The organism is Bradyrhizobium sp., assembly GCF_016462955.1.
Classification (GTDB): Bacteria; Pseudomonadota; Alphaproteobacteria; order Rhizobiales; family Xanthobacteraceae; genus Bradyrhizobium.
In genome coordinates, this window is the sequence record NZ_JAEMSD010000008.1 from 22,048 (window position 1) to 43,478 (window position 21,431).

The 21,431-nt window shown below is 58.4% G+C and carries 14 protein-coding genes; 3 read left to right on the plus strand and 11 right to left on the minus strand.

Translation table 11 applies throughout. The features are described 5' to 3' along the window. Positions 1–151 precede the first annotated feature (151 nt). From JHD07_RS01985 to JHD07_RS02010, 6 genes are all read right to left on the minus strand, one after another. Entirely contained in the window at positions 152–5,794 is a 5,643-nt protein-coding gene (locus tag JHD07_RS01985; RefSeq protein WP_291618420.1) for a type I polyketide synthase, read from the minus strand. A 7-nt stretch (positions 5,795–5,801) separates the two neighbouring features. Then, entirely contained in the window at positions 5,802–6,806 is a 1,005-nt protein-coding gene (locus JHD07_RS01990; RefSeq protein ID WP_291618422.1) for a hypothetical protein, read from the minus strand. Then, positions 6,784–8,790, minus strand: a complete 2,007-nt coding sequence (locus tag JHD07_RS01995; RefSeq protein WP_291618424.1) for a CRTAC1 family protein — start codon at positions 8,788–8,790, stop codon at positions 6,784–6,786. The genes JHD07_RS01990 and JHD07_RS01995 overlap by 23 nt, the downstream gene beginning before the upstream one ends. Positions 8,791–8,792: 2 nt before the next feature. Further along, on the minus strand, positions 8,793–9,767 hold the full coding sequence (locus JHD07_RS02000; protein WP_291618427.1) for a DUF1702 family protein: 975 nt from the start codon (positions 9,765–9,767) through the stop codon (positions 8,793–8,795). A 435-nt stretch (positions 9,768–10,202) separates the two neighbouring features. Beyond that, on the minus strand, positions 10,203–11,033 hold the full coding sequence (locus JHD07_RS02005; protein WP_291618429.1) for a BTAD domain-containing putative transcriptional regulator: 831 nt from the start codon (positions 11,031–11,033) through the stop codon (positions 10,203–10,205). A gap of 231 nt (positions 11,034–11,264) precedes the next feature. Beyond that, a complete protein-coding gene (locus tag JHD07_RS02010) occupies positions 11,265–11,930 on the minus strand; it encodes a DUF6008 family protein (RefSeq protein ID WP_291618432.1) in 666 nt (221 codons plus the stop codon). Positions 11,931–12,413: 483 nt separating this feature from the next. Here JHD07_RS02010 and JHD07_RS02015 point away from each other — a divergent pair, with 483 nt between their 5' ends. After that, positions 12,414–13,412 carry a 4Fe-4S dicluster domain-containing protein gene (locus tag JHD07_RS02015; RefSeq protein ID WP_291618434.1) on the plus strand — a complete coding sequence of 333 codons (999 nt, stop codon included), beginning with the start codon at positions 12,414–12,416 and terminating at the stop codon, positions 13,410–13,412. A 305-nt stretch (positions 13,413–13,717) separates the two neighbouring features. On the opposite strand, the gene JHD07_RS02020 is transcribed toward JHD07_RS02015, so the two are convergent. The 3 genes from JHD07_RS02020 to JHD07_RS02030 form a co-directional block, all read right to left on the minus strand. Then, positions 13,718–14,788 (minus strand): hypothetical protein, encoded by a 1,071-nt coding sequence (locus JHD07_RS02020; protein WP_291618437.1) that lies wholly within the window; start codon positions 14,786–14,788, stop codon positions 13,718–13,720. A gap of 650 nt (positions 14,789–15,438) precedes the next feature. After that, complete coding sequence (locus JHD07_RS02025; RefSeq protein ID WP_291618452.1) at positions 15,439–16,347, minus strand: polyprenyl synthetase family protein; 909 nt, start codon at positions 16,345–16,347, stop codon at positions 15,439–15,441. Positions 16,348–16,730: 383 nt separating this feature from the next. Continuing rightward, the gene (locus JHD07_RS02030; RefSeq protein ID WP_291618439.1) at positions 16,731–17,696 is read right to left on the minus strand and encodes a hypothetical protein; all 966 of its coding nucleotides are present in this window, start codon (positions 17,694–17,696) and stop codon (positions 16,731–16,733) included. 374 nt (positions 17,697–18,070) lie between these two features. Here JHD07_RS02030 and JHD07_RS02035 point away from each other — a divergent pair, with 374 nt between their 5' ends. After that, a complete protein-coding gene (locus tag JHD07_RS02035; RefSeq protein WP_291618441.1) occupies positions 18,071–19,402 on the plus strand; it encodes a hypothetical protein in 1,332 nt (443 codons plus the stop codon). Positions 19,403–19,453: 51 nt separating this feature from the next. Next, complete coding sequence (locus tag JHD07_RS02040) at positions 19,454–20,200, plus strand: alanine--tRNA ligase-related protein (RefSeq protein WP_291618444.1); 747 nt, start codon at positions 19,454–19,456, stop codon at positions 20,198–20,200. Between the two features lie 374 nt (positions 20,201–20,574). Here the strand turns inward: JHD07_RS02040 and JHD07_RS02045 are convergent, their stop codons facing one another. Further along, positions 20,575–20,913 (minus strand): hypothetical protein, encoded by a 339-nt coding sequence (locus JHD07_RS02045; protein ID WP_291618446.1) that lies wholly within the window; start codon positions 20,911–20,913, stop codon positions 20,575–20,577. 107 nt (positions 20,914–21,020) lie between these two features. Continuing rightward, a partial coding sequence (locus JHD07_RS02050; RefSeq protein ID WP_291618447.1) for a hypothetical protein occupies positions 21,021–21,431 on the minus strand: 411 nt, incomplete at its 5' end.

The window sequence follows — 21,431 nt, forward strand, 5'->3', positions numbered from 1 at the left end:
ATTTCTCGGCAGCGTCCCTGCCAGGAGATGTGGCGCGTAAAATAGACATTGCCAACGACATTGGTTTCCTCGAAGCAGACGACGTGGCGATAGATGAACGCCGGTCGGGGTCCTAAATCATTGGCTATGGTCGATTGAGTTACATTCACGTTCATAGCGCTGGCTCTCTTGGCAAAAGTTGATTGCGGGCGGGGGCTGCAGAGCAGGCCGGACTCTCAAGGCAGGCAAATGCCACGGCGAAAGACCCTAAAGGAAGCCGGAGCTCGGCAATGAATAATTTCACATCCCCCATCGTGATCGGAGTGTTGGGGATGAACGCGGGAATCGATGTCAATGGCAGCTTTCGTCCGATCTTTCGGCAGGCTTCGTGAACGGTATGTCGATGAATAAAGTCGATGTCGTCGTCGGCGCCGAGTAATTCCATGTCGCAGCCGATCGGGGTACTTGCCGCAATAACAAGCGTCAGATCATCGCAGTGAGAGATTGATACCGAGCCGTTACTGTCGTTGCGGATTGGCTTTCCGTCGGCTCTTCGATCGACGGCGCCGCTGAGTCCCAGCGAAGCGATGGCCGCGCCGCGGCGAGACCCCCGTAAATTGTTGCGATCGCAGATAAGCGAAACCTCGATGCTGCGATCGCCAAAGGCCTCCCGCGCCAATCGCTCGAGATACGGACCGACTAGCGAGGGGCTAACTGCTAGGACATCTTTAATGTTCGTCGTCGCGATTGCGTGGAAGGTAGCGTTGATCCAGCGCTGTGCCACACGGCCATTCGCATCGCTAACGATCAAATCGAACGTGTATGAAGTTCCGTAGGTCTTTCGCTCGATCGCGCTGACGTGTCTGAGGCACCCGGCCGTTGAGTCGATTTCAACGCGCTCGACACTAACGGGAATAACCTGTCGATGCGGTACGGCGACTTGCAGCGCATGCAGGACCGCATCGGTCGCACCGGGGTCCCACAGCGTGAACGAGCGTGGCTCGAACGAGCCGAACCATTTTGTTCCCGGGTCGGGCCGCAGATGTGCGGTCACCTGTCGCGATGTTGCGGTCTCGAAGCGTTCCAGGCGCTGGAAGGATTTTCCATTGAAGAACAATGGGCCGTACAGCGGGTCCGCGGCAAAGCTGTGAGTCGGTTGGTTGGGAAGCCTCCAATCATGCGACGCGGCACCTCCTGCACTGAACGAGGCCTGCATACACGGAGTCAGGAATCCATCGTCGTCGGAAAAGATTTGAACATCGGTCGTGCAGCGCCCAGTTCGGAGGGCGGCAACCCGGATTCGAATGGCGCCGCTCACCGGCACATTTAGTGCGCGGAGAAGTCCGATGTCGCCGATAGTAGTGTGCGATTCGGATGGTGTTAGAGCGCAGGCGACCTGGGCCATCGCTTCCAGGCCCATCACAGCTGGAAGGACTAAGGCGCCGCCGACAATGTGATCTTCCAGATAACAGTCGCGTCCCCGGCTCAGCGTGGTTTCGACGACGAGCTCTACACCCGGGAAGTGGATCTTTGGCTCATCTAGGAACCGGAGCATGGGAAGTTCAAGGACGCCGAGCGAGAGATCCGGCGGCGGACCAAAGCGGCTGGTAACGGCAACTGTACCAAGGGTGCCTTGAGTGATCATTTCGTCAAAGGCCTTGAGGGCGTCATCCACCGAAAGGGCATCCACCCCGAGCGCGCCGAGACGTTCGATGGTGCCTAGCCGTTCGCCCATTCCCGTTCCACCCCACACGCTCCATTCGATGGCTAGCGAGGTGCGGTCCATCGAGGCCGAGGCCCATGCTTCCGTCGCCGCGGTCTGCATGGCGTTCGCCAGCGCGTAATGGGCTTCCCCTTCAAGTCCTATGCGGCCAATGATGGAGCCGAAGGTGATCAGTCGGCGGACCTGTGGCCCGAGCACCTCGAGTGTAGATTCAAGGCCGACGGTCTTTAGTGCGATGGTGCGCCTGACCATCTCGGTATCCAGTTCGATCAGTCGTTTTGGTTGATTGAGCGCAGGCGCATAGAGGAGGATCGTCACCGGCCCATAATCGTCAAGCACCGCAGCAAGGCCGGAGCGGAGGCTCTCCTTGTCCAGCACGTCGGCGCAGACGTAACGACAGCGTAATCCGCTTGCGGCGGCACGGGCGAGGCTCATCGCAACGGCAGGATCGCTGGCAGCGCTCCGGCCGATCAAGACGATTGCCGCTCCGCAGCGGGCGATCTCGAATGCGCATTCGGCCGCAATGCCTTTACCGCCTCCGACGATGGCAACTACATCGCTTGCGGCGATGGCAGCCAATGACGATGAGCGGGGGATGATCGGCGCGAAGATCGGTTCCCGTATCGCTCCATCCTGGGCGAGCTGCACCTCGTAGTAACCGTTCACATCGGTCGCAAGTATACGAGCAAGCCGCGGGTCGGCCATGTCGCAATTCGGACAATCAATGACGCGGACCGATCGGAAGTAGGCTTCTCTTGCGACCGAACGAGCAAAAGCCGAGATCGGCGCGCCGTGATGACAGATCGCCAGATGTCGCACGTTGGCTTTGATCGCGGCCGAAACTCGAGCCACGAGCTGCTCGGCCAGCCCCGCTTCAAATTCACCTTCCACCCAAATTGCCAGGCCACGGTCGCTTGCCTTTTCAGGTTCCTCAGGTATTGGCGAAAAAACTCTCACATGGGACCACCAGGCCGGAGAAGCGCTTTGCGCCCGTAGCGTGGCTTCGCTCCAGTCCATTCCATAGGTTTGAACCCATGGGCGCACACCAGCGATTCGTGCCTGGGCGTTATCGGCATCACCTCCGAATGCTTGAAGCTCAGCCAAGGCGTCCGCGAGCTGCCGCGCTGTCGCATTCGAAAACTCTATCGGCGCCGAAGGAAGGCGCACGCGCAACGCCTTGGCCGCACCGATTACAATCCGCGTTACGGCAAGAGAGTTGAGATGAAGTGCGTCAAGGAAACGGTCGTCGAGGCCGATAAGGGAAACTCGTAATCCGGTCTCTTTAACGATCGCAGAGAGCACTGCCGTTAGCGGAGTGGTCTCTTGCGCCAACTCCTCAAGCGCGGGTTGCTGGATGGGCCGTGGGGGTGCCGGGAGGCCAGCAGGACTTGCGGGCTCGCGCGAGCCGCAGGGACTCTCAATGAACGTCGGTGTGGCCAAAGGCTCGAATGTACGAAGATGTCGATCTGTATACAGAGGCTCCGCGCGGATATTGGCGCCTGCGGCGAAAAGAGCGCCGGCGGTGTAAAGGAGCGGCCTTATGGAGCTTCCGAAAGCGTCCACCGATGATGCAGCAATTCCCGCACTCCGGGCCAATCGTGTCAGGCCTTCCCCTGGGCCGACTTCGACCAGAAAATCAGATTGAGCGCAAAGCGCTTCGAGCGCGGCATCGAAGAAGACGGGCTCCACGAGTTGATCGACCAGCAGTTGGCGGAGGTTTGAGTGGGCCGTGAGTGGCGCGCCGGTAATCGTGGAGATAACTGTTCCTTCAGAGATAGATCTGAATGACGCCGCCCCCAGGGCGAGTGCCAATTCGTCACCCGCCGGCTTCATATGCGGACTGTGGAATGCGTGGGATACGGCAAGTCTTGATGCTTCAATCCCGCGGTCTTTGCAGCGTGCGAGGGCGTGCGTTACCGCGTCAACACTTCCGGAAAGAACCGATTCATGCCTGCCGTTTCGACATGCCACGACTGTGTCGGTTTCACGGGCGAAATGTTCGGCATCGTGGGGTGGAAGTACAACCCGAAGCATACCGCCCCCAGGTGAACCCGCGCGAGCCATGATCGATCCTCGCGTTCGCGCGAGTTCAAGGGCCATCTCCGGATCCAACGCCTCAGCCCAGGCGAGCGCGCTTATCTCACCAAGGCTATGGCCGGTTGCTGCGCAAGCCGATATGCCAAGGCGCTTTAGAACGTCCAGCGCGGCAAGGGACGCAGCCACGATGGCAGGTTGAGCGACGCTAGTGTCGAAGGAGTTTTGACCGCTCGCCGTCGGCAGCGCCTCGGTCAGCTTGGCGACGCCCGCAAAGCGGCGACGCCAAAATCCACCATCGGGTCTGCACGGTGCGCCTTGGCCAGGGAACAAAAAGCCGATACGGGGGGCGCGAGACGGGCGGCCAACAAACACACCCTCGTTCGAGTCCGCAAAAGTCTCACCAGCGATCACCGCCGCCTTGGCACGGGCCAGCCGCTCAGCGAGTTCTGTGTCAGTAGAGGCAACGATGGCTATCCTTATGGGGCCCGGTCCCGCTTTGGAAGCCGCATACGCTGCTGCGTCGGAAAATTCGGCAATCGAAAGCGTCGCGGTACGGCCTTCGAATGTTTCAATAGACTCGACAATATCGCTCGTGCCGTCTCCGGAGAATAGAAACAGCTCGGCGTCCTGCGATCTGGGCGAGCAGGGGAGGCCGATCGGACATGTGGCCGCGCCTATGCGTTCAATCACGAAATGCGTATTGATACCTCCAAAGCCGAAGCTGGATACGCCGGCGAAGCCGCGCCTCGGATCATCGATCCGTTCGGCCGCGACGTTTGCGCGAACCCGATGGCCCGTTTCCGCGAATACGGGATGTGGATTCTCGCAGCTCACGTGAGGCGGTATGACGCCACATCGTAGGGCTTCGACGGCTTTGATCAGGCCGGCAAGACCTGCTGCGGCCTTCGTGTGCCCGATATTGGCCTTGATCGATCCGATCGGAAGTGTCGAACGAGATCCTTCGCGCAATGCGGCAAGCGCGCGCACTTCAATCGGATCGCCAACGGCGGTGCCTGTACCGTGCGCCTCGACAAAGTCCACATCCGCCGGATCGACCTGAGCCATTTCGTAGGCGCGCCGATAGGCCAGCAGTTGCCCCTCGAGTGATGGCCGGGTAAGGCCGCCGGCGCCGTCGCTGGAGAGCCCCCAACCCCGAATGCGGGCAAGAACAGGCAGTCCGGTTCGTAGCGCGTCTTTCTCGCGCATCAGTACCGAGCATGCACCACCTTCCCCTGGCCAAAAGCCACTGCTCTTCGCATCAAAAACCCGCATTTCGTCGGTAGCCAGGGCGCCGTTTCGAGAGAATCCGACCAGTTCGAAGGGATCAAGGCTGAGGTCGACGGCGGCCAGCACCACAGCATCGACTTGCTCGCTTGCCAGCAGATTGGCGGCGTCGCTGAGGGCGACGAGCGACGAGGCGCAGGCGGCATCCACCGAATAGGCGCCGCCATGCAGGTCGAAGTAGTTGGCGATCCGGCCCGCGATGGTGTTGGCAAGACCGCCGGCGAGGCTCTCCTCGTTCGGATCGGGAAAATGCCGACGCAGTTGATCCTCGAACGCGGCGCGTAAGCGCGTGGTCACGTCGGCAGCAAGGCCTTCGAGCGCCGCAGCATCGGCCATCAGCTCGTTGAGGAAAGGGGCTCGAAGACGGAGAAGCGAGCTGCGGCTGAATTCACCGGCCAGTGTATTTGCGACGACAACCGCTGTCCTGGTGCGATCTATTCGGTCAATCCCACCAATCGCAAGGATTGCCTCTGAGGCGAGCTCAAGCGCCAGCCAGTGGGTGTGGTCTGTCGCCTCATAAGTCCTCTTGGGTATTCGAAAGGCGCTGTGATCGAAATTCCAGTTTGTGAGAAGCCCCGCGCGAATTTGGGTGATAGAATCGGCTTCGCCGATTGCGTCTACGGTATAGCGGCTGATATCGAGCCGCTCTCGCGGTATGCGTCGAAACGAGCGCCGACCTTCCACTACATTGGCCCATAATTCCGCTGGCGAGTTCGCATCGGGAAGCCGGCACGCCGTCGAGAGGATTGCGATGCTCGGGGGGCGGGACATATCTCGCCTACTCTGCCGGCGTCATATCAGGGCTCAGTTTGCCGCGAGTCGAGATTAGCAAAGATCTCTGACGAGCACTGATTAGCGAAATTAAAGCTCCTCGTGCGGCCGTCACGATCGTCAACGCGTAGAACATCCCGAAAACGACATGCATCTCCATAAAGACTGCGTAGAAAGACGCGACGGCGACGGCGAAGCCGATCTGACCTTTCGTTCGCGACGGCGATGTAGCAGGGTCGGTTATCATGTAGAAGGTAAACAAAATAAACGCGAAGCCGGTCATTGGCAGTAGACCGGCCATAGCCGGTGTGCCGTGAAGTATCGATCGCAGTATCGCTTGGGCTGCGAACGCAGATACCCAAGCGACGATCAAGGGAATGCGGCCGGTAGCTTTGATATTGAGATAGCTCCCGGTGCAAATGACGATCAACGGCAGGATCCAATCAAAGATTCCCGAGGTGTTCTCGGTGAATTGATAAGGGGGCGCGATCCCGACGGTCGGAAATAGCAAAAGGGTGACGGTGATTCCAAAGTTGGATGGATTGAGGAAATGGCGTAGCGTCGGTTGTCCCGGCCGGCCGCTGCTGACCGCCATCCGAAAAACGTACTTGGAGGCCATCGCAGTAGCCGCAGCGAAGGCTATGGCGGAAACGTTCTCAGCCGCATAGAGCAGCATTGCTGTCGCCAGACCGCTGATATGGGCGGGAAGCAGGAACTTAACGAGATCCACGGGCGATCCGGCATAACGAGGTGAGCGCCGGTTCACCCGTGCCTCAATCGTCTCGCCGACGAGTTCCACTCCGTAGGCCGTCAGAACCGACACAAATGGAGTTATCCAGGATTGCTCAAAGCCGAGAAAGGCATGTCCCAGAACATTGAGGACGGTGATCGCAAATGCAAAGCGCGACAAGCCACCCAGACGCTTTTCCGAATACCAGCGGTCTGCAATCGGTGTTGAGGTTCGAGATTCAAGCTGCCCAGTACTGAGATCACTGCCCAATGTGAACGACACGACACAATCCCTTCATTTCCTTATTCAATGCGTGACGCGGTGTTCGGCATTCCGTTTCGCCAAGAACGACTTGATGGCGCCCCGGCGTTACTTCGAAGATCTGCTCCTGCTCTCCATTCTTCGTGCGCCAGGTGATTTGAACTTTGAACAACTCGTTCTCCAAGGTTTGACCGACGCCAAAATGAAATTCCGCGGCTCGCTTGCCGCCATGTCCAGAACCTCCGTCGATCACCGACGTCGCGATCCTTCCGTCGGGTAATTTGAGACGCGCTTCCGCGCCTATTGCGGCTCTTATCGTACCCGGCACCGCACCTTGTACTTGGGCGTCGATAACAATGGCCCGACCGACGCCCGTCGAGCTGTTGCGCAGGAATACGGACGGACTCCATTGGCGGGCAATGACGATCGCAAGGCGCCCATCGCCGAATACGTCACCGGTCGCTATTCCCCGCGAGGTCGTGTCGTGGTCCAGCTCGAGCAGTGGCCACACATCCTTGAAGATGCCGCTCGCGTCGGGCACAAAAATACGATCGTGGTCACGACCAGAAAGTTCGTCTCCGGTGGAGAAGCGAGGCCAGGCACCGGGATGCGATAGCAGTTCGTCGTTGCCCATGGCCAATTCCTGCAACTCGGGCCAGCGATTCCGTTCACCGCGAATGAAGCCGATTGCCTGGAGCAGGGCAGGACGACCGGAGTTGAGAATGTCGGCAAATTTGATGTCCCATGCCCAATTGCTGGTCCATGTTCCACGAGCAAAGCTCTCGTCCCGATACGGTGCGACCCCACGGCTCCAGCTCCACGGATCGCCGGTATGAACAAACAGAAAGTGGCTTTCCAGCAGAGCGTAGGGCGAAGAGATGTTGCTGACTGCGATTGCGGCGTGCCCGTCGCCCTTCACATCGCCGAAGTCAACGCCCATGCCTTTGAATGAATCGCGCCCCAGTACCTTCGACCGCGGGTCCGTGGGGTTGCGCTGGCCTTCAATGATTTCAAACCGCGGTTCTCCCGGCTTCGAGCGATTGAGGAGCAGACGATCGGGACCAAAATCGTTGGCGACATAGATTTCCGGCAAGTGGCGATACGCCGCCAGAGAGCTACCCCCGATCTTGATGAGATCGTCGTCGAGGTCGCGCGCAGCCAACGCCAGCGTCCAGCCATTTCCCATCTCGGGGGTAAAGGCATGACTGGCGTCTTCATAACTCACCGTGCGGGCGTCTGAGGCCTTCCACCGCAGAAGTCGATTGCGACCGGCGTTATCGGCGCGCGACATCGAATGCTGCATTTCGAAATGCGTGGTCGCTCGCGGATCGAGTACCCGTTCGCCGTCACGAAAGTAGTTTCCGAAGATCAAATCCGGATGACCATCGCCGTCAACGTCAGCAAGAATTGCGGTGTTCGTGTTCCAAATCTCGCGATCCGGTACGATCTCTATCGGTGTAAACGCGGCCGACGTTAGTGCCTGCTCGTCGTTGCGAAGGAAAACGATCGGAGTCCTTCCCCAATAATGGACGATGAGATCCATTCGGCCGTCTTCATTGACGTCGGCTGCCAAGCACCCCATTGGAGCCAAGGTGGCAGGGTCGTACCCTTCGGACGGGGTCGGCAGGAAGAACGGGAGATAGCGCGGCTTGCCCGTTTCGGGCAAAAGCTCAGTGCCTGGCGCAGGCAATATCGAAACGCTATCGTTGCGCGGATCGACGAGGCAAATGTCTGCGGGACGGCCGAAATCTGCGATATCCGCGAGTGCTACACCGGCTCCAACCGACGATATCCAGGCGTCGATATGCCGAACGGAAGGATGTACCTCGCGGATTTGACGCATGCGCTTGCCATTGTCGGGCGTCACCAGGTAGTCCCGCTTGAAGCTCAGTCCGGCCTTTCGATCGTGCGCGGAGATGTCACGTGGTTGAGCCAGAACGTAGAGGGCGAGCACGATGGACGTGGTTGCAATCTTGGCAGCATGGAGACGGAAGACTCCCATCATGATCAGTCTCTCCCGACGGACAGGAAAGCCTGCGCCACACTGTCTCGCCAATTTTGATACTTTGGTGGATCGGATGGCGCCGCCGACAAGCCGGCTCGCGCTTCCCTTACAAGCCCGGCGACTTCGCAGGCACTAAGGTTCCAGATGGATCGCGCGACCACATCGGTATGTACAGGAGCATGAAGCGCAAGCGCATGCGCCTCGCAAGCAAACGCCACGCCCTGAGCGTAGCTGGCCGCGTTTCGATCGGCTGTCGCGAGTGCAGCGGCGGCCTCGGTCTGACCAGCCGGCCCGGCATAGGCCATGGCGAGGCCAAGACCCGACCATAAATCGCTCTGCCTCTCGTTCGGGAAGCCCAAGATCAAGCGAATTGCACTTGCGGCCGATCCACCCGCGACAAACCACAAGGCACGGCCGACCCCTTGATCATAGGCGCGTGCAGCGTAACCCGATTGCTCACGGCGCCATCCCGCAAGGACGCGCTTGTGGTAGAAATAGGTGTCGTGAAACCCTAATCCGTCGATGGCCAGCCATCGATGGACGGTGTTCAGCGATGCCAGAATCTGCCTGCGCCGCCACGGAACGCGCGCGATCGCCCAGCCGCAGCCAACGTGGACGAGATATGTATACCTGGAATCCAGAGCGACGACGAATGCCGGAAGCATTGGTTTCCGGAATGGCAGGGCATCGACAACCGCAACGCCCATTGCCGCTCCTTCCGCGGCAAAGCCGCGTTCGTCCAGTGGCAGGCGACGGACATATTGTATGATGCTATCCAGATGTTGTGCCGCAAGTGCCGCGTTGTAGCCGGCGATAAATGTTCGCCCGACTGCTTCCAACGAACGTTGAGCCGGAGAATGAGGCGTGGCAAATCCACGGGCCTGAAAAGAGGCTTGATCTACAGACAGCCCGAAGAGGCGAGGTACTAAGGCCCTCAGGAAAGTGGTGCTCGTACCAGTATCGACAACTGTCGTCACAGCTTCCTCTCTCGCCTTTTTAGCCAAGCAGTAAGCAGTCTCTCGAGTAGCTTCGGCCGATATTCTTCAATGACGCCGGTGCTGTCCTGCTCGTCCTCTTGCGAGCCGCTTGATTGGCCAACGCTGGCACCCGCGTTACTCGGGTCCCATTGGAGGGTTCGCCTGACGAGTTCGAAGGCTTGTTCGGGGCTAGCGACAGAGATTTGGAGTTTGCCGTGAATAAATTTGCCACGCCAATTGTCTTTCGACTCTCGCCAGAAATACAGCCGGAAAATCTCTACGAGTTCGTTAGGGCCCTTGTGCATCGGCTTGCCCACAATTATTCGAGGCAGCCTAGGCCACATTAGCCGGCCAGATATTGCTTTCTGATCTTGGCTGTATGTTAGGATTTTGCGGTGCGGATCACGGCAAAGTCACGGTCACTAACCCGGATTTTTATTGCGACAACCGGGATAACTGAGGTGGGATATGACCAAATGCGTTTTGCATGTGTTGCTCAACATGATCAAAGAAATCGTCAGAAAGAATGTCGTTATGAAGTCGTTTCGTTTCTGGCATCGGGCCGATATTGAGCTCTAGCTTCAGGAGGGTCACGAGCCGCTGATAAGCACGAATAGCTTCTACACGTTGTCCATTCAGGACAAGTAGCAGCATGACGCTGCGTTGAACACTTTCACGTAACGGATCGGTCGCTAGAATGCGTCGACCGAAATCCAATGCGTGTTCATAACGGCCCTGATTGGCAGCAACGCGCATGAGTTCAAAAGTGCTTCGAACGAAGAGGCAATGAAGTCGCTCGCGCTCCTGAAGCACCCATTCGCCGTCGTAACCATCTAGAAATGGTCCACCGTATCCCTCGACAGCTGCGCTGATATCCTTCATGTCGGCATCGACAAGCGGGCAGGCCTGGGAATGGCTCAAGACACGACGGGCGGCGCTCTCCAATCCATGGGTGTCGATCGCCATGGAATGCGATTGCTCCAGGATAACATCCTCTCCCAGCGTGATAAGATGTTGACCAGCCCCCTTCGATCCGAGTTCAAGTATCTTTCGGATGCGCCAGATCGCCGTGTTGAGGGCGGAGCGGGCCTTGTCCGGGTCGAGCTCCTCCCAGAACAAATCTGCAAGACGCTCTCGGCGGTGCACACGCCCGGCAAATTCGAAAAGATAGCAGGCCAAGAGCCGCCCGGCGGGGCCCAGGTCAGGTTTTACGATAGCACCATTGGCCGAAATGGAAACTCCACCAAGCAATGATACGTTGAGCACGGCAGCCCCCGCACAAAAAGCTTACCCATAAACAACTCGAAATAGACAATAATTGTGATTGCATCCTATCTCCAGCGAAAGGTCAATCCATCACGATAGGATCACGGAAAGATTTAGGGCCGGCAAGAGATGCAGGGTGGGCCGCAGATCGCGTCGCGCGAACGGCAAATGTGCTCATTGGAGGGGATCAGCGAAGGTCCGGTAACAAGAAGCAATTCTCGAGCGCCGGCCCTAGGTCGGGACGGCCGTCTTTCGTTCTCGCAGATACTCCATCAAACCAACCATTGCGAAGGGCATCGGCAATAGGTTCATAACAAAATGCCAGGTCACTCGACAGCCAACCGCAAATTCACGTTCGCCGATTACATTCGCGGCGCCGAACAGGGTGCTCATGCCTATCGGCTTGCCCAGGAAATAAGCCGTCGCTGTCAGCGATATGTGCTCATAAAGGTGAAAGGTTTCTATATAGAGGGCCCAGCGAACCCATTTCGAGGGAACGCAGCAATAGAGAGATGCAAGGCCCGCGAGGAAAATGCTGTTGCCGATCAGGTGCAGAACTTCCATTCCGAGCATCATTTGTCTTTGTGCGTCGGCGCTCGTAAATACGCCGCCAATCTGTTGCACCAGGTCATTTACCCACGGAGACATCCAGGCGGTATTGCGACCACAGATGTTAGACGCGTCTCCCAGTATCCACATGGCAAACTGGAACGCGTGTTCCGCAAAGTGTCCAATCTGAAATATCAAACCGAGCCCTGCGGCCGTCGCCACCATCAATCCCAGGATCGTTATTTGATCGCTATGCGCGGCCCCGGTGGCTGTCGCAGTGGAGCCCATGCTGGCGACGTCTGCGATGCGTGTAGCATTCCTTGAAAAATTAGTAAGGTGGTGAAGCATATCCGCAATCCGTGTGCTTAAGAGCCCAGTTTGAAAAATCGTAGTGCTTCGGGCCTGTCCGCAGGTCACGAGAAAATCTCGAAACGTTTCTTGAATCCCCGTGGGGTTTGATATCACGGTCGATGGTGGACGATGCGCCTTCGTGAGTGGTCTGCAGGTCACTGCACAAGAGGGTTCACGTGTTCTCGCGCCGCGGTGGTCGTTGCGCGATAAGTGGCTCCGTTTGCCTGTGCCGGCGGCGCCGATCAAAAAGCAATAATTGTCCAAGAGGCCGGTGATCTTCTCGTGATCCGAGGAAGCAATTCTCGGCTTCGTTCAACCAGAAAATCTGGCGGTCCGGATTTACTGAGGCGTAGACAGGATCTGCTCGTTCGGTATGCCAACGTCACTGTAGGAAAAGAGCATGTCGCCGGGGGCACAGGCTGATCGTCGAGCACTGATCCGACTCTTGATCAAGGAAGCCCGCTCAAAAGGAATAAGACAATGTCTAGTAGGCACCGGCCGTTCTCGCCAGACCCGTCACAGGTCGCGTTAAAGCCCGACATCTCTGGCAACACCATCAATGGTCTTGGCGAGACGGCGCCGCGCCGACCTCGTATAGTTTATTGGGCGCAAGATCCCGACACAATTGCACATGGCGGGATGCAGCGCTGGTTTTACGAGGTCGATCCGAACAATCCACATTTGGCTCGAGCACGGGAGGAACGGGCGAAGCAACTCGCGTCCCCGATTTGCGATGTTTCAGGTGAGCCGGTCGATCGTACTCCAGAGCAATGGAATACAGCGTTTGCCGAGTTCGCGGAGGGCGGTCAGTTCGACATGTGGGGTGTAGCCAGGATGGATCCGTCATGGGTCTATGAAGGACAGGAGGTGCTGCAAGACTACATTATCATGCTCGGTTTCGGCCATGATTACGATCAGATTGCAACTGCACCCGAAGCTACCGCTGGCGCTGAAGTGGTCCGGCAATACGGACGAGCGGCGGCGGCTGCGAAATCAGTGAGTGGCTGGCTTCGTGGGCAAGGCTGGGACGCTGAGCCATTGACGGGGCCAATGACATCGAAGGTGATGATGATTCCGCCAGCGATTGCCAGCGGCTTCGGCGAACTCGGCAAGCATGGCTCTCTGATCAATGCCGAGTTCGGCGCATCATTCCGGCTCTCTGCGGTACTGACAAATGCCCCATTTCTTCCAACGCCGCCCCGAGCGTTCCAGGTCGAATCGTTCTGCGTGAACTGCAGGATCTGTGAGAACGCATGTCCGCCCGAAGCCATCAGCCCTCTCAAGCAAATCGTTCGCGGCGTCGAGAAATGGTACGTAGACTTTGACAGATGCCTCCCATTTTTCAACCAGACCCACGGTTGCGCTATATGTATTTCCGTGTGCCCGTGGAGTCGGCCGGGAATCGGCTTAAATCTGGCGGAAAAACTGGCGCGTCGGACAACACGCCACGATGAATCCGGGAGCCACGAACTCACCTAATCTGCCCTTCGCTAGTCGTTTGATGCCGTTGTCGATGATGGACCATTGGCCGAACAGGCCTGTGCCGGCGGCGAAATCAATTTTGGCCCGTAGCTCAAATGGTGGGTTTTGGCCTAGCAAGGTCGTGAATGCTTTATATTTCAATGGGGATTGACTGACACTTTCTCCGCCATTCGCACGATTTTGTACGCAAAACTACTCTTTTGAACGATTTCGCGCTATCATGGGATGGTAGGTGTCTTGGGCGACGACATCTGGAACGATGGCGTCGTCGTACCGGTCGATTTGCCTTATGCCCGATGGGGTCATTCGGCTGGGGGAGACTTCCCCGCGCGCTCGCGCGATAGTCCTCGAAGCCGGACCTTGAACGCGCGCATTTGCGAGTCCTTGTCGACAGAAAGGATGCGATCCTTGTCGCGCACGGCTTGCCCCAACGGCGTCGCCCCGGACTCGATCAACTGTCGAACGATGACATCCGCGCGAGCGCGATCGGTGCTGCGATCGTTCAGCAGGCCGAAGGACTCACCGTGAGCGAGTGCCGACCGTCCGTCGTTGAAGAGACTGTTGAGCAGGTCCTCGAGCATAACGGTGCGACCGGACTGGTCCGTCGCCTCGGTGATGCCGAACGTGGCCTCCACGTACTCCGTCATCTCGCGGAGATTTCCGCCTGCTCCGGAGAGGATGTCCAGCGCGCAGCCGTACTTCACGACCGCCATGAAATCCGAATCCTCTCGGCGTGCCCCGCCGAACCAATGCAATGCGTTCACCCATCTCTCGATCAACCACGCCGCATCGAGCCCGTCCTGATGGGCCTCGGCGTACGAGGCGAGAACGTGGCCCGCCGCTTGGCGGAAGTCCGCGGTCTCTGCGAGGAATTCCTTGAACCGGTCGGGGTGGCCGCCGAGGCCGGGCAATCGCGCGCTCGAACCGGCCACAATTGTGCCCTGAGTGGTCGTCGCGAGTCGGACTCCCCCAGGGAAGAACGCAACGCCGGCCCGGTTGAGCAGAATGCCATCCGATGGCGGCAACATGACGTTCAGGGAATCGATGGCCAAATCGACGAGCACGTTCGCCTTCGCGTGCGAACTCTCGGCGTCATGGCCCTGGACCAGCACGCTTCCGATCCAGCCGTGATGCCCTATCGCCCTGAGCACGGTCTCGACCTTTGTCTTGTCCGGGACCGAGAGCGCCTCGTCGGGAGACCAACGCGAGCCTTCCTCCCAAGCCTGCAGGACATTGGCCCTCACGGCATCTTCGACGAGAAACTCCTCCGCCCACGCCATGCGCGAAAAAAACCGAACCGGGCCGACGTCGAAGCTGGCACGCGGTTCGTTGGCGTGAAAGAGATGACAAGGGATGTGGCGATAGGCATCCATCTTCGTCTGCGCGAGTTTCCCTTCCAGCGCGGATCGAAAGAATTGCAGGATTTCCTCCGTTTCAATCGTCGCGGACTTGTCTTCGGCGGAGGCAGCGATCTCCTTCAGGTGCGAGTAGGTGTCGCCAAGAGCGATCAGCGATAACCTCTGGTAAGTGTTGGCGGAGAATTGCGCCTTGGCCTGCTTCGACGAGCCCCGTTCGGCAGCCGCGAGCAGATGAGCGATCCGGATCGCCTCCGCGCTGACCGGATAGGCGAGGCCGTCGGATCGCAGGATCTGAGGATCCATCAGCGCCGCCGTCTTGCTGTCGCGACTCGCGAGTTCTTTGGAACGACGAACGATCTCCTCGATAAACCGCTCCATCTGTTCGGACGCCGACAAGCGATCGAGTTCAGGCCGGGGTTTTCTGGTCGACTTCTTCGGGCTCATCCGCGTTCGTTCCTGGGAGGGGCCGCGCGGAGCTAGACAGGGCCGCGCGTGCCGATCAGATCACGGCGACGTACCAATCAGAGATTGCGGTCGAACCGCAAGCTCGCTGCGAGAGGCTATCATGGATGCGGCACGCTCCGCAGATCAACGGCGATACTGGGCTCTCGCCCAGTTCGTGCCTTTGGCCGATCTCGAATGACCGTCATCATTCGTAGCGATCACTATCTAGACCGGTGAACAAGGGCCTCCAAGAACTCGATCAAGAAGCCGGCGCCTTCACCGGGAAGCCTCTCGCGAATATTTGCCTCTAGTGCCACCCTTCTTCTTTGAATTGCTTCACGAGCGCTAGCCTGGTCGGCAAAAAGACTCATGAATGTAAGTTTTTGAGCACGATCCTTGCCCACCGGCTTCCCGGTCTGGCCGGAGTCGCCGGTTGCCTCCAATAAGTCATCGACCGCCTGAAAGACAATTCCAATTTCGCTCCCAATATCGAAGAGACCTCTCACCATTTCTTCATCGGAATCCTGAGTTCCAAGGCCGGACGCGCATGACAGCCCAAATAGCGCGCCAGTCTTTCCTGAAAAAATAAACTGCAAGGACCCTTCGGTCCTATTAGAGGTCGGCCAAGTGGTCGACTCGATATCTGCTTCCTGCCCGGCATGCAGCTTATGCAAGATTTCTCGAAGCAGGAACGGCGGTATTCTAAGTTTCTCTTGAAGAAGGCTAGCACCTTCGATGAGCAGGACACTAGCGGCGAGCAGACTCAGGTTAACGCCAAACTTGCTATGCGTTGCCGGCTCACCGCGCCTGAGTTCATCTCCATCTTGGATGTCGTCAATGATCAGTGTATACGTGTGAATGAGTTCCACAGCTGCGGCAGACTCGATCACGTCTTCAAATGGCGTGCCACAACAGCGCGCGGTCAGAAGCGTCAATGCTGGTCGGATTCTCTTGCCCCCACCTCCAGCGAACGTCGCATATCGAGCAATGTTAGATATTTGCTCAGCTGCGGCGTACGTTGGAAGCCGTGCAATCGCGGTCGATAGCGCTGAATCAATTATTGGCTTCGCGTTTCCGATAAACTCAAGGGGTGTCTTGGCTTGGCGAAGGACGTCTAGATCGAGATTCATAATTCCCCGCGACTGATTAGTAATATTCGAATTTATCGAAAGCGTGTAGACGATTTTCTTGCGCCGAAAGATGAAGATACACGTGCGGCATAACGTTCCTGCTTTCAAGCCAGCCGCTGCGGGGCTCGGTCACGGTCGGTTGGTCACTCACGAGCAGTCGATCCATCTCCAATCCTGCTAAGGGTGATCCGCTCAGGGTCGGTTTACTGCATTCACAGAACGCCGTGCTGTCAGCAAAGGCAGTGGCCTAGAACTTCCGCGTATCCAGCTCGCTCAGAAAAAAGCCAGTTTTGTCCAATTTTCTAGGTTGTCGCCGCCGCGAAGGCGTTCCTTCTTGTTTGCCATATAGTGCTCTTCCAATGGAGCCCGCGAACGGCAGAGACTTAAGGCCACCGAAGGTGCAATACAGGGGCTCCATCGTCCAACTCTTCTCCGTTTACCCTAAGAGTTTTAACGTACGCGGCGAGCCCCGGGCGGTTTCGCACAAACTCTGCCCACGAATAGCTGAGGCAAGCCTCCGAACGAATCGCTTCTAGGTCGGCCTCGAGCGGTGGTGAACTTTGGAAAACTTTCTTGACCGAAAGATCAGAACTCTTGTCGCTCTTTGAGGTACCAGCTGGAACGTGCTTTTCGCCAAAAAACAAGAATCCAAATACAGGTGCAACCGTGAGAGTTGTGCTGCGAATCAAGGCAGTACCGACGCCTGCAATGAAGGGCTGTTTCGAATACGGGCGGTTGACAACGAAGAATGTGGTCTCGGTCTTTCTGACGTCATTCTTCGCTATATCATTCAGAACGACGTACAGGTGAGGCCCCGTCGTAAAGAGAGTTCCATTCCACAGGCCACGCTTTGATACCATCCGTATGTCCATCGATCGCGCATCAGGCGTGGTGCGGTAGATGTACGCAGCGGTGCTTCGAATTTCGGAAGCAGGCTTGCCGTCTCGGTCGATTGGCGAGACGTAATAGAATGTCCATGGGCCCGCCATGTTTGAGGCTAGGTCCCCGATGACCTCTCCTTGAAGTCCATGTGGGATGTTACTCTGGAAGACCGCCGGAAGTTCATGCTGCACTGCCAAGCCCGGAGGGATGTCGGATAGATCCAGCCTAAGTTTACGCGCCTGGATTAGCTTCTGAAGCGCTTCATGTAAGTCATCCATCTCTTCCGGCGGCAGGTGCCAGCCGCGCAAGATTGCGCTGATCTTGCCGCCATCAATAACTCTGCTCCAGTGTTTGTTGATCTCGGCTGCCATTTCTTTCGCGGATAGCTTCTTCCTCCCTTCCTTTTTGAGCGCTTCCGTCAAGTACACTAGGGCAAACGTTATTGTTTTGGCCTTTTCAAAGCTCACAGATCTCCCCCCGAGACACGTTGCTGACATCGTGCCCCGCAAGTGGCGGTTGCGCTAGAAAATTCGTTTCAAAATTCGACTCAATTATGAAAAATTTTCAAAAAGCGAGCGCTCGAGGAACCAAAGTAAAAAAAGACATGTTCGTTGAAAGCATAAGTATAGAGTTTTCAATTATGCAAAATATCCAATAACAGGCGAGAAGTATTCTAGGAAGCCTGGTGTTTTCATTTGAATTTGAGAGGCTGAATGCGCGTTATACAGGTGCGCTATCAGAATATTACTTGAGATTCGGAAACTTCGAAGGTGGCGCAAGGTCCTGCGGCGCGATTGCCGTCATGGCCGCAAGCAATGCCGCATCCCGGAGGAGTTCCATCATGACGCTGACACCGACGAACGTCACGGCGCCCACGCCCGACGCGACGACAATTACGCACCTGACTTCATCCGATCCCGGCCAGCCGACCGTCGTTATGGCGGCGGCTGGTACCCCCCACTCCCTTTACCAGGCCAGGCAAAACTTGACCGAGTCGGCAGCGAACGTCGACGACTTCGCGCTCGATCTCGACAGGTTCGTCCGCAGCGAGCTGCCGCGGATCAACAGCGCGATTGAAGCCGGCACTGCCACCGTCGCGGATCTCATGACGGCGACCCGCGTTCTGGTCCGCGCTCAGCAGCACGCAATCCCGCGCGCTTATGAAGATCGCCAGTTGGCCGCCGAAATCACTCGCCAACTCGGCTTCATCGCCGCCTCGATCGAGCGTCATGCCCAGGCCGTCAAGGCGCCGCCTGGCGACGGCCTTCTGTCCGTCTCCGGATTCACCGAAGTGCTCTGCGCCTGGGCCGGGGCCGCCGGCCTTTCTCCCATGCTGGATTACGACGGATACTGGCTCAGGAACCGCCACGCACCGCTGACCTTCACCGGCGAGCGCGAGGAACTCGTCTTCAACGAACTCGTCAACCGCACCGTCGATGTCGCCGCCAGCATCATGCGTCTGCTGAACGACCTGCGAACGGGCGTCGTCGCATTCGATAACCCCGGGACAGTGACGGAGCTCAACATCCAGGCGCTCAAGCTCATCTCGCTCTACGAGGCTTACCGGGATCTCGGCCGCAAGAACGACGCCGGCACGATGATTTTCTCACCGGCGTTCTTCATGCGTATGCGGCAGTACCTCCTTTCGTTCCCGATCGCCGGCGTTGTACACGATGGTCCGAATGCGACGTTCTCGCCGAACCAGGCCCGCATCGATGTCGCGTTCGGTATCTCCACGCGGGATTACCAGGGCACGCTCGCGACCCGACTGCCGAAGATGACGCCGGCCCACCGCGAACTGATGGTGACCGAAATGGCCCTGCCGTCCATCGCCGACGCCGTCGTAGCGATCCTCGATCTGCCCTCGGACTGGCCAAAGATGGCGCCGGCGGAGATCTTCTCCCAAGCGCGCGAGCGCGGCGCGACCTTCGTGGAGACTATGACGGCATTGAAGAGGCTCCTGGCCGCGCAGATTCAGCTCAGCAACGTGCACTTCGGCCGCATCTCGACGCACCTGACGAAGCCGTCCGCTGCGCTCACTCCGGCGCAAGCCGACGCCATGCCGGTCAAGCCGACCGGCGGCGTCGGCGGCAACGACGTCGCCCACACGCGCGAGATTGTCGACATGCGGAAGACCCATCCGGTCGTCAGCGTCCTGTTCGCTGCCTTCTAACGCCTAGAGCACCGCGTCGCGGTGCTCGTTTCCATCCACAAGGAGTGAGCTATGCCTGCAAGAACGATCCCTCTCTACTTGCTCCATCCGGCACCGGTTGAGCAGCACGCGAAGATCATCTCACAACGCGATCTCGGCGAAGGCCGCTTCGCTTTCGTTGCAGACAGAACTGTCTTCTACCCGGCATCGGGCGGCCAGCCGTCCGACGTCGGTACCGTCCGAACCAAAGACGGCTCGGCAGAAGCGGCCGTCGAGCGGGTCACGTTCGCCTGCGATGCAGTCGAACATCTCGCTTCTTCAATCCGCGGATCGTTCACTCAAGAAGGCGATATCGTGATGTCAGTAGACCGCGACCGCCGTATGCTGCACAGCCGTTTGCATTCGGCCGGCGAACTGCTCTGCAGCGCTGTCCGCAAGCTCGGACACGATTGGCACGTGTCAGGCGCAAGCCATTATCCTCAGCAGTCGCGCATCGTGTACGACGTTGCGTTGCTGGAGGACCAGCGGCAGCGACTGCATGACGACCTAAATGTGGAGGTCGACCGTCTTCTGCGCCAAAACGATCAGGTCCGCATCGCGGAGGTTACCGATCGTGCAGAAGCGACCCGTCTGATCGGCTTCGTACCGGACTACGTGCCGGCCGGCGAGCCGGTCCGCATCGTTTTCATCAGCGACGGCCTAGGCCGTCCGTGTTGCGGGACCCACGTCGAAGAGACTCGGGAGATTGGCCGCATCGTGATCCGCAAGATCCGGTCCAAGAAAAATCAGACGAGCATCAGCTACGATATCACGCCGTAGCAACGCTCGTGAGAATTGCGTTCTGGGGTCTGGCAGCCGCGTCATCGATGCGGCTGCGCCTTTTCCAGTCTTGAATTGTCCGTCCAGAACAAGTGGCCCGTCTTCAGGTCCTCCAAACCCCGCAATGGTCGATGACACCGTCGCCGATCACGGGCCGTTGGGCGGGACAGGCTTTGTCGAAGGAAAAATCCCATTTTCCGGCCGTAGCTCAAGTGGTGGGTTTTAGTCTAGTAAGGTCGAAAATGCTTGATCTTTCAATGGGGATTGACTGACACTCTCCCCGCCAGCCAGCCCGCCGTACTCCCGACCCGAAATAGTTGACCAACGCTCTTGGTTTACGAGTTCGCCCTCGCCCCTGGACCGCCCTGGCGAGATCAGGGAATGAATCGCGCACGGGCGCAGCCCCAGGCACCGATACAAGTCCCGAGCACCCGGAAATCGTCGCAACAGATGTGAACGGATCCGATGCAACACGTAATTCCACTTGGACAGGTGTCGCGAAGCGTATCGGCGGGCGGACGGTCCTCGACCTTGCTGTCGCCGGGTTCCTCGATCGCGATGGCCAGGGCACCCACGCGCACTGCGACCCGATTGTTCTCGAGCTTCACGTCCTGTGACGCGAATTGCAGAGCCCCGTTATTGCCCAGAGATACGAGCCGAACGGTGTCGCCGCGTTGCTCGGCAACACCCGCAAAGTCAACGAAACCGTCCATGACCGTCTCCTGACAATCGGCGGGGGCGTGGAGAGGCTGCAACCCCGCGTGCTGTGTTTTCAATGGGCCGCGCCTCCTGGGGCCAGGAGGCGCGGGTTCTCACGGGGCTAGTAGGTCCGCTGCAGCTGGGGCAAAGTCGATGAGACGACGTTTGCGACCAGGTCGTGCGGCATCGCCAGGCCGCTCGGAGCGAGGCTCGGAGCCAGTGACGGAGAGATCGTGCTTGGTCCAGCACCGCTCTTGGTCAGCTCACCGACGATCGTCGGGATTGCAGAGGCCACCACGCGCGCGATCGTACCCCAGAACTTTTCATCGCCCGCTGCCGATCCTGTCGGGGCGAAACCCTTGTCGTCCTGGAAATCGCCCTTGCGCAGCGCGCCGATGACGGCCGGGAGCGCGGCCTGAACGATGTTGGCGAATGCTCCCCAGAACTTCTCCTCGCCACCAAAGTCCTTATGCGGCTCGGCGCCGCTCTTCGTCAGGGCCTGAATGACGACCGGCGCCACCGTACCTATGAC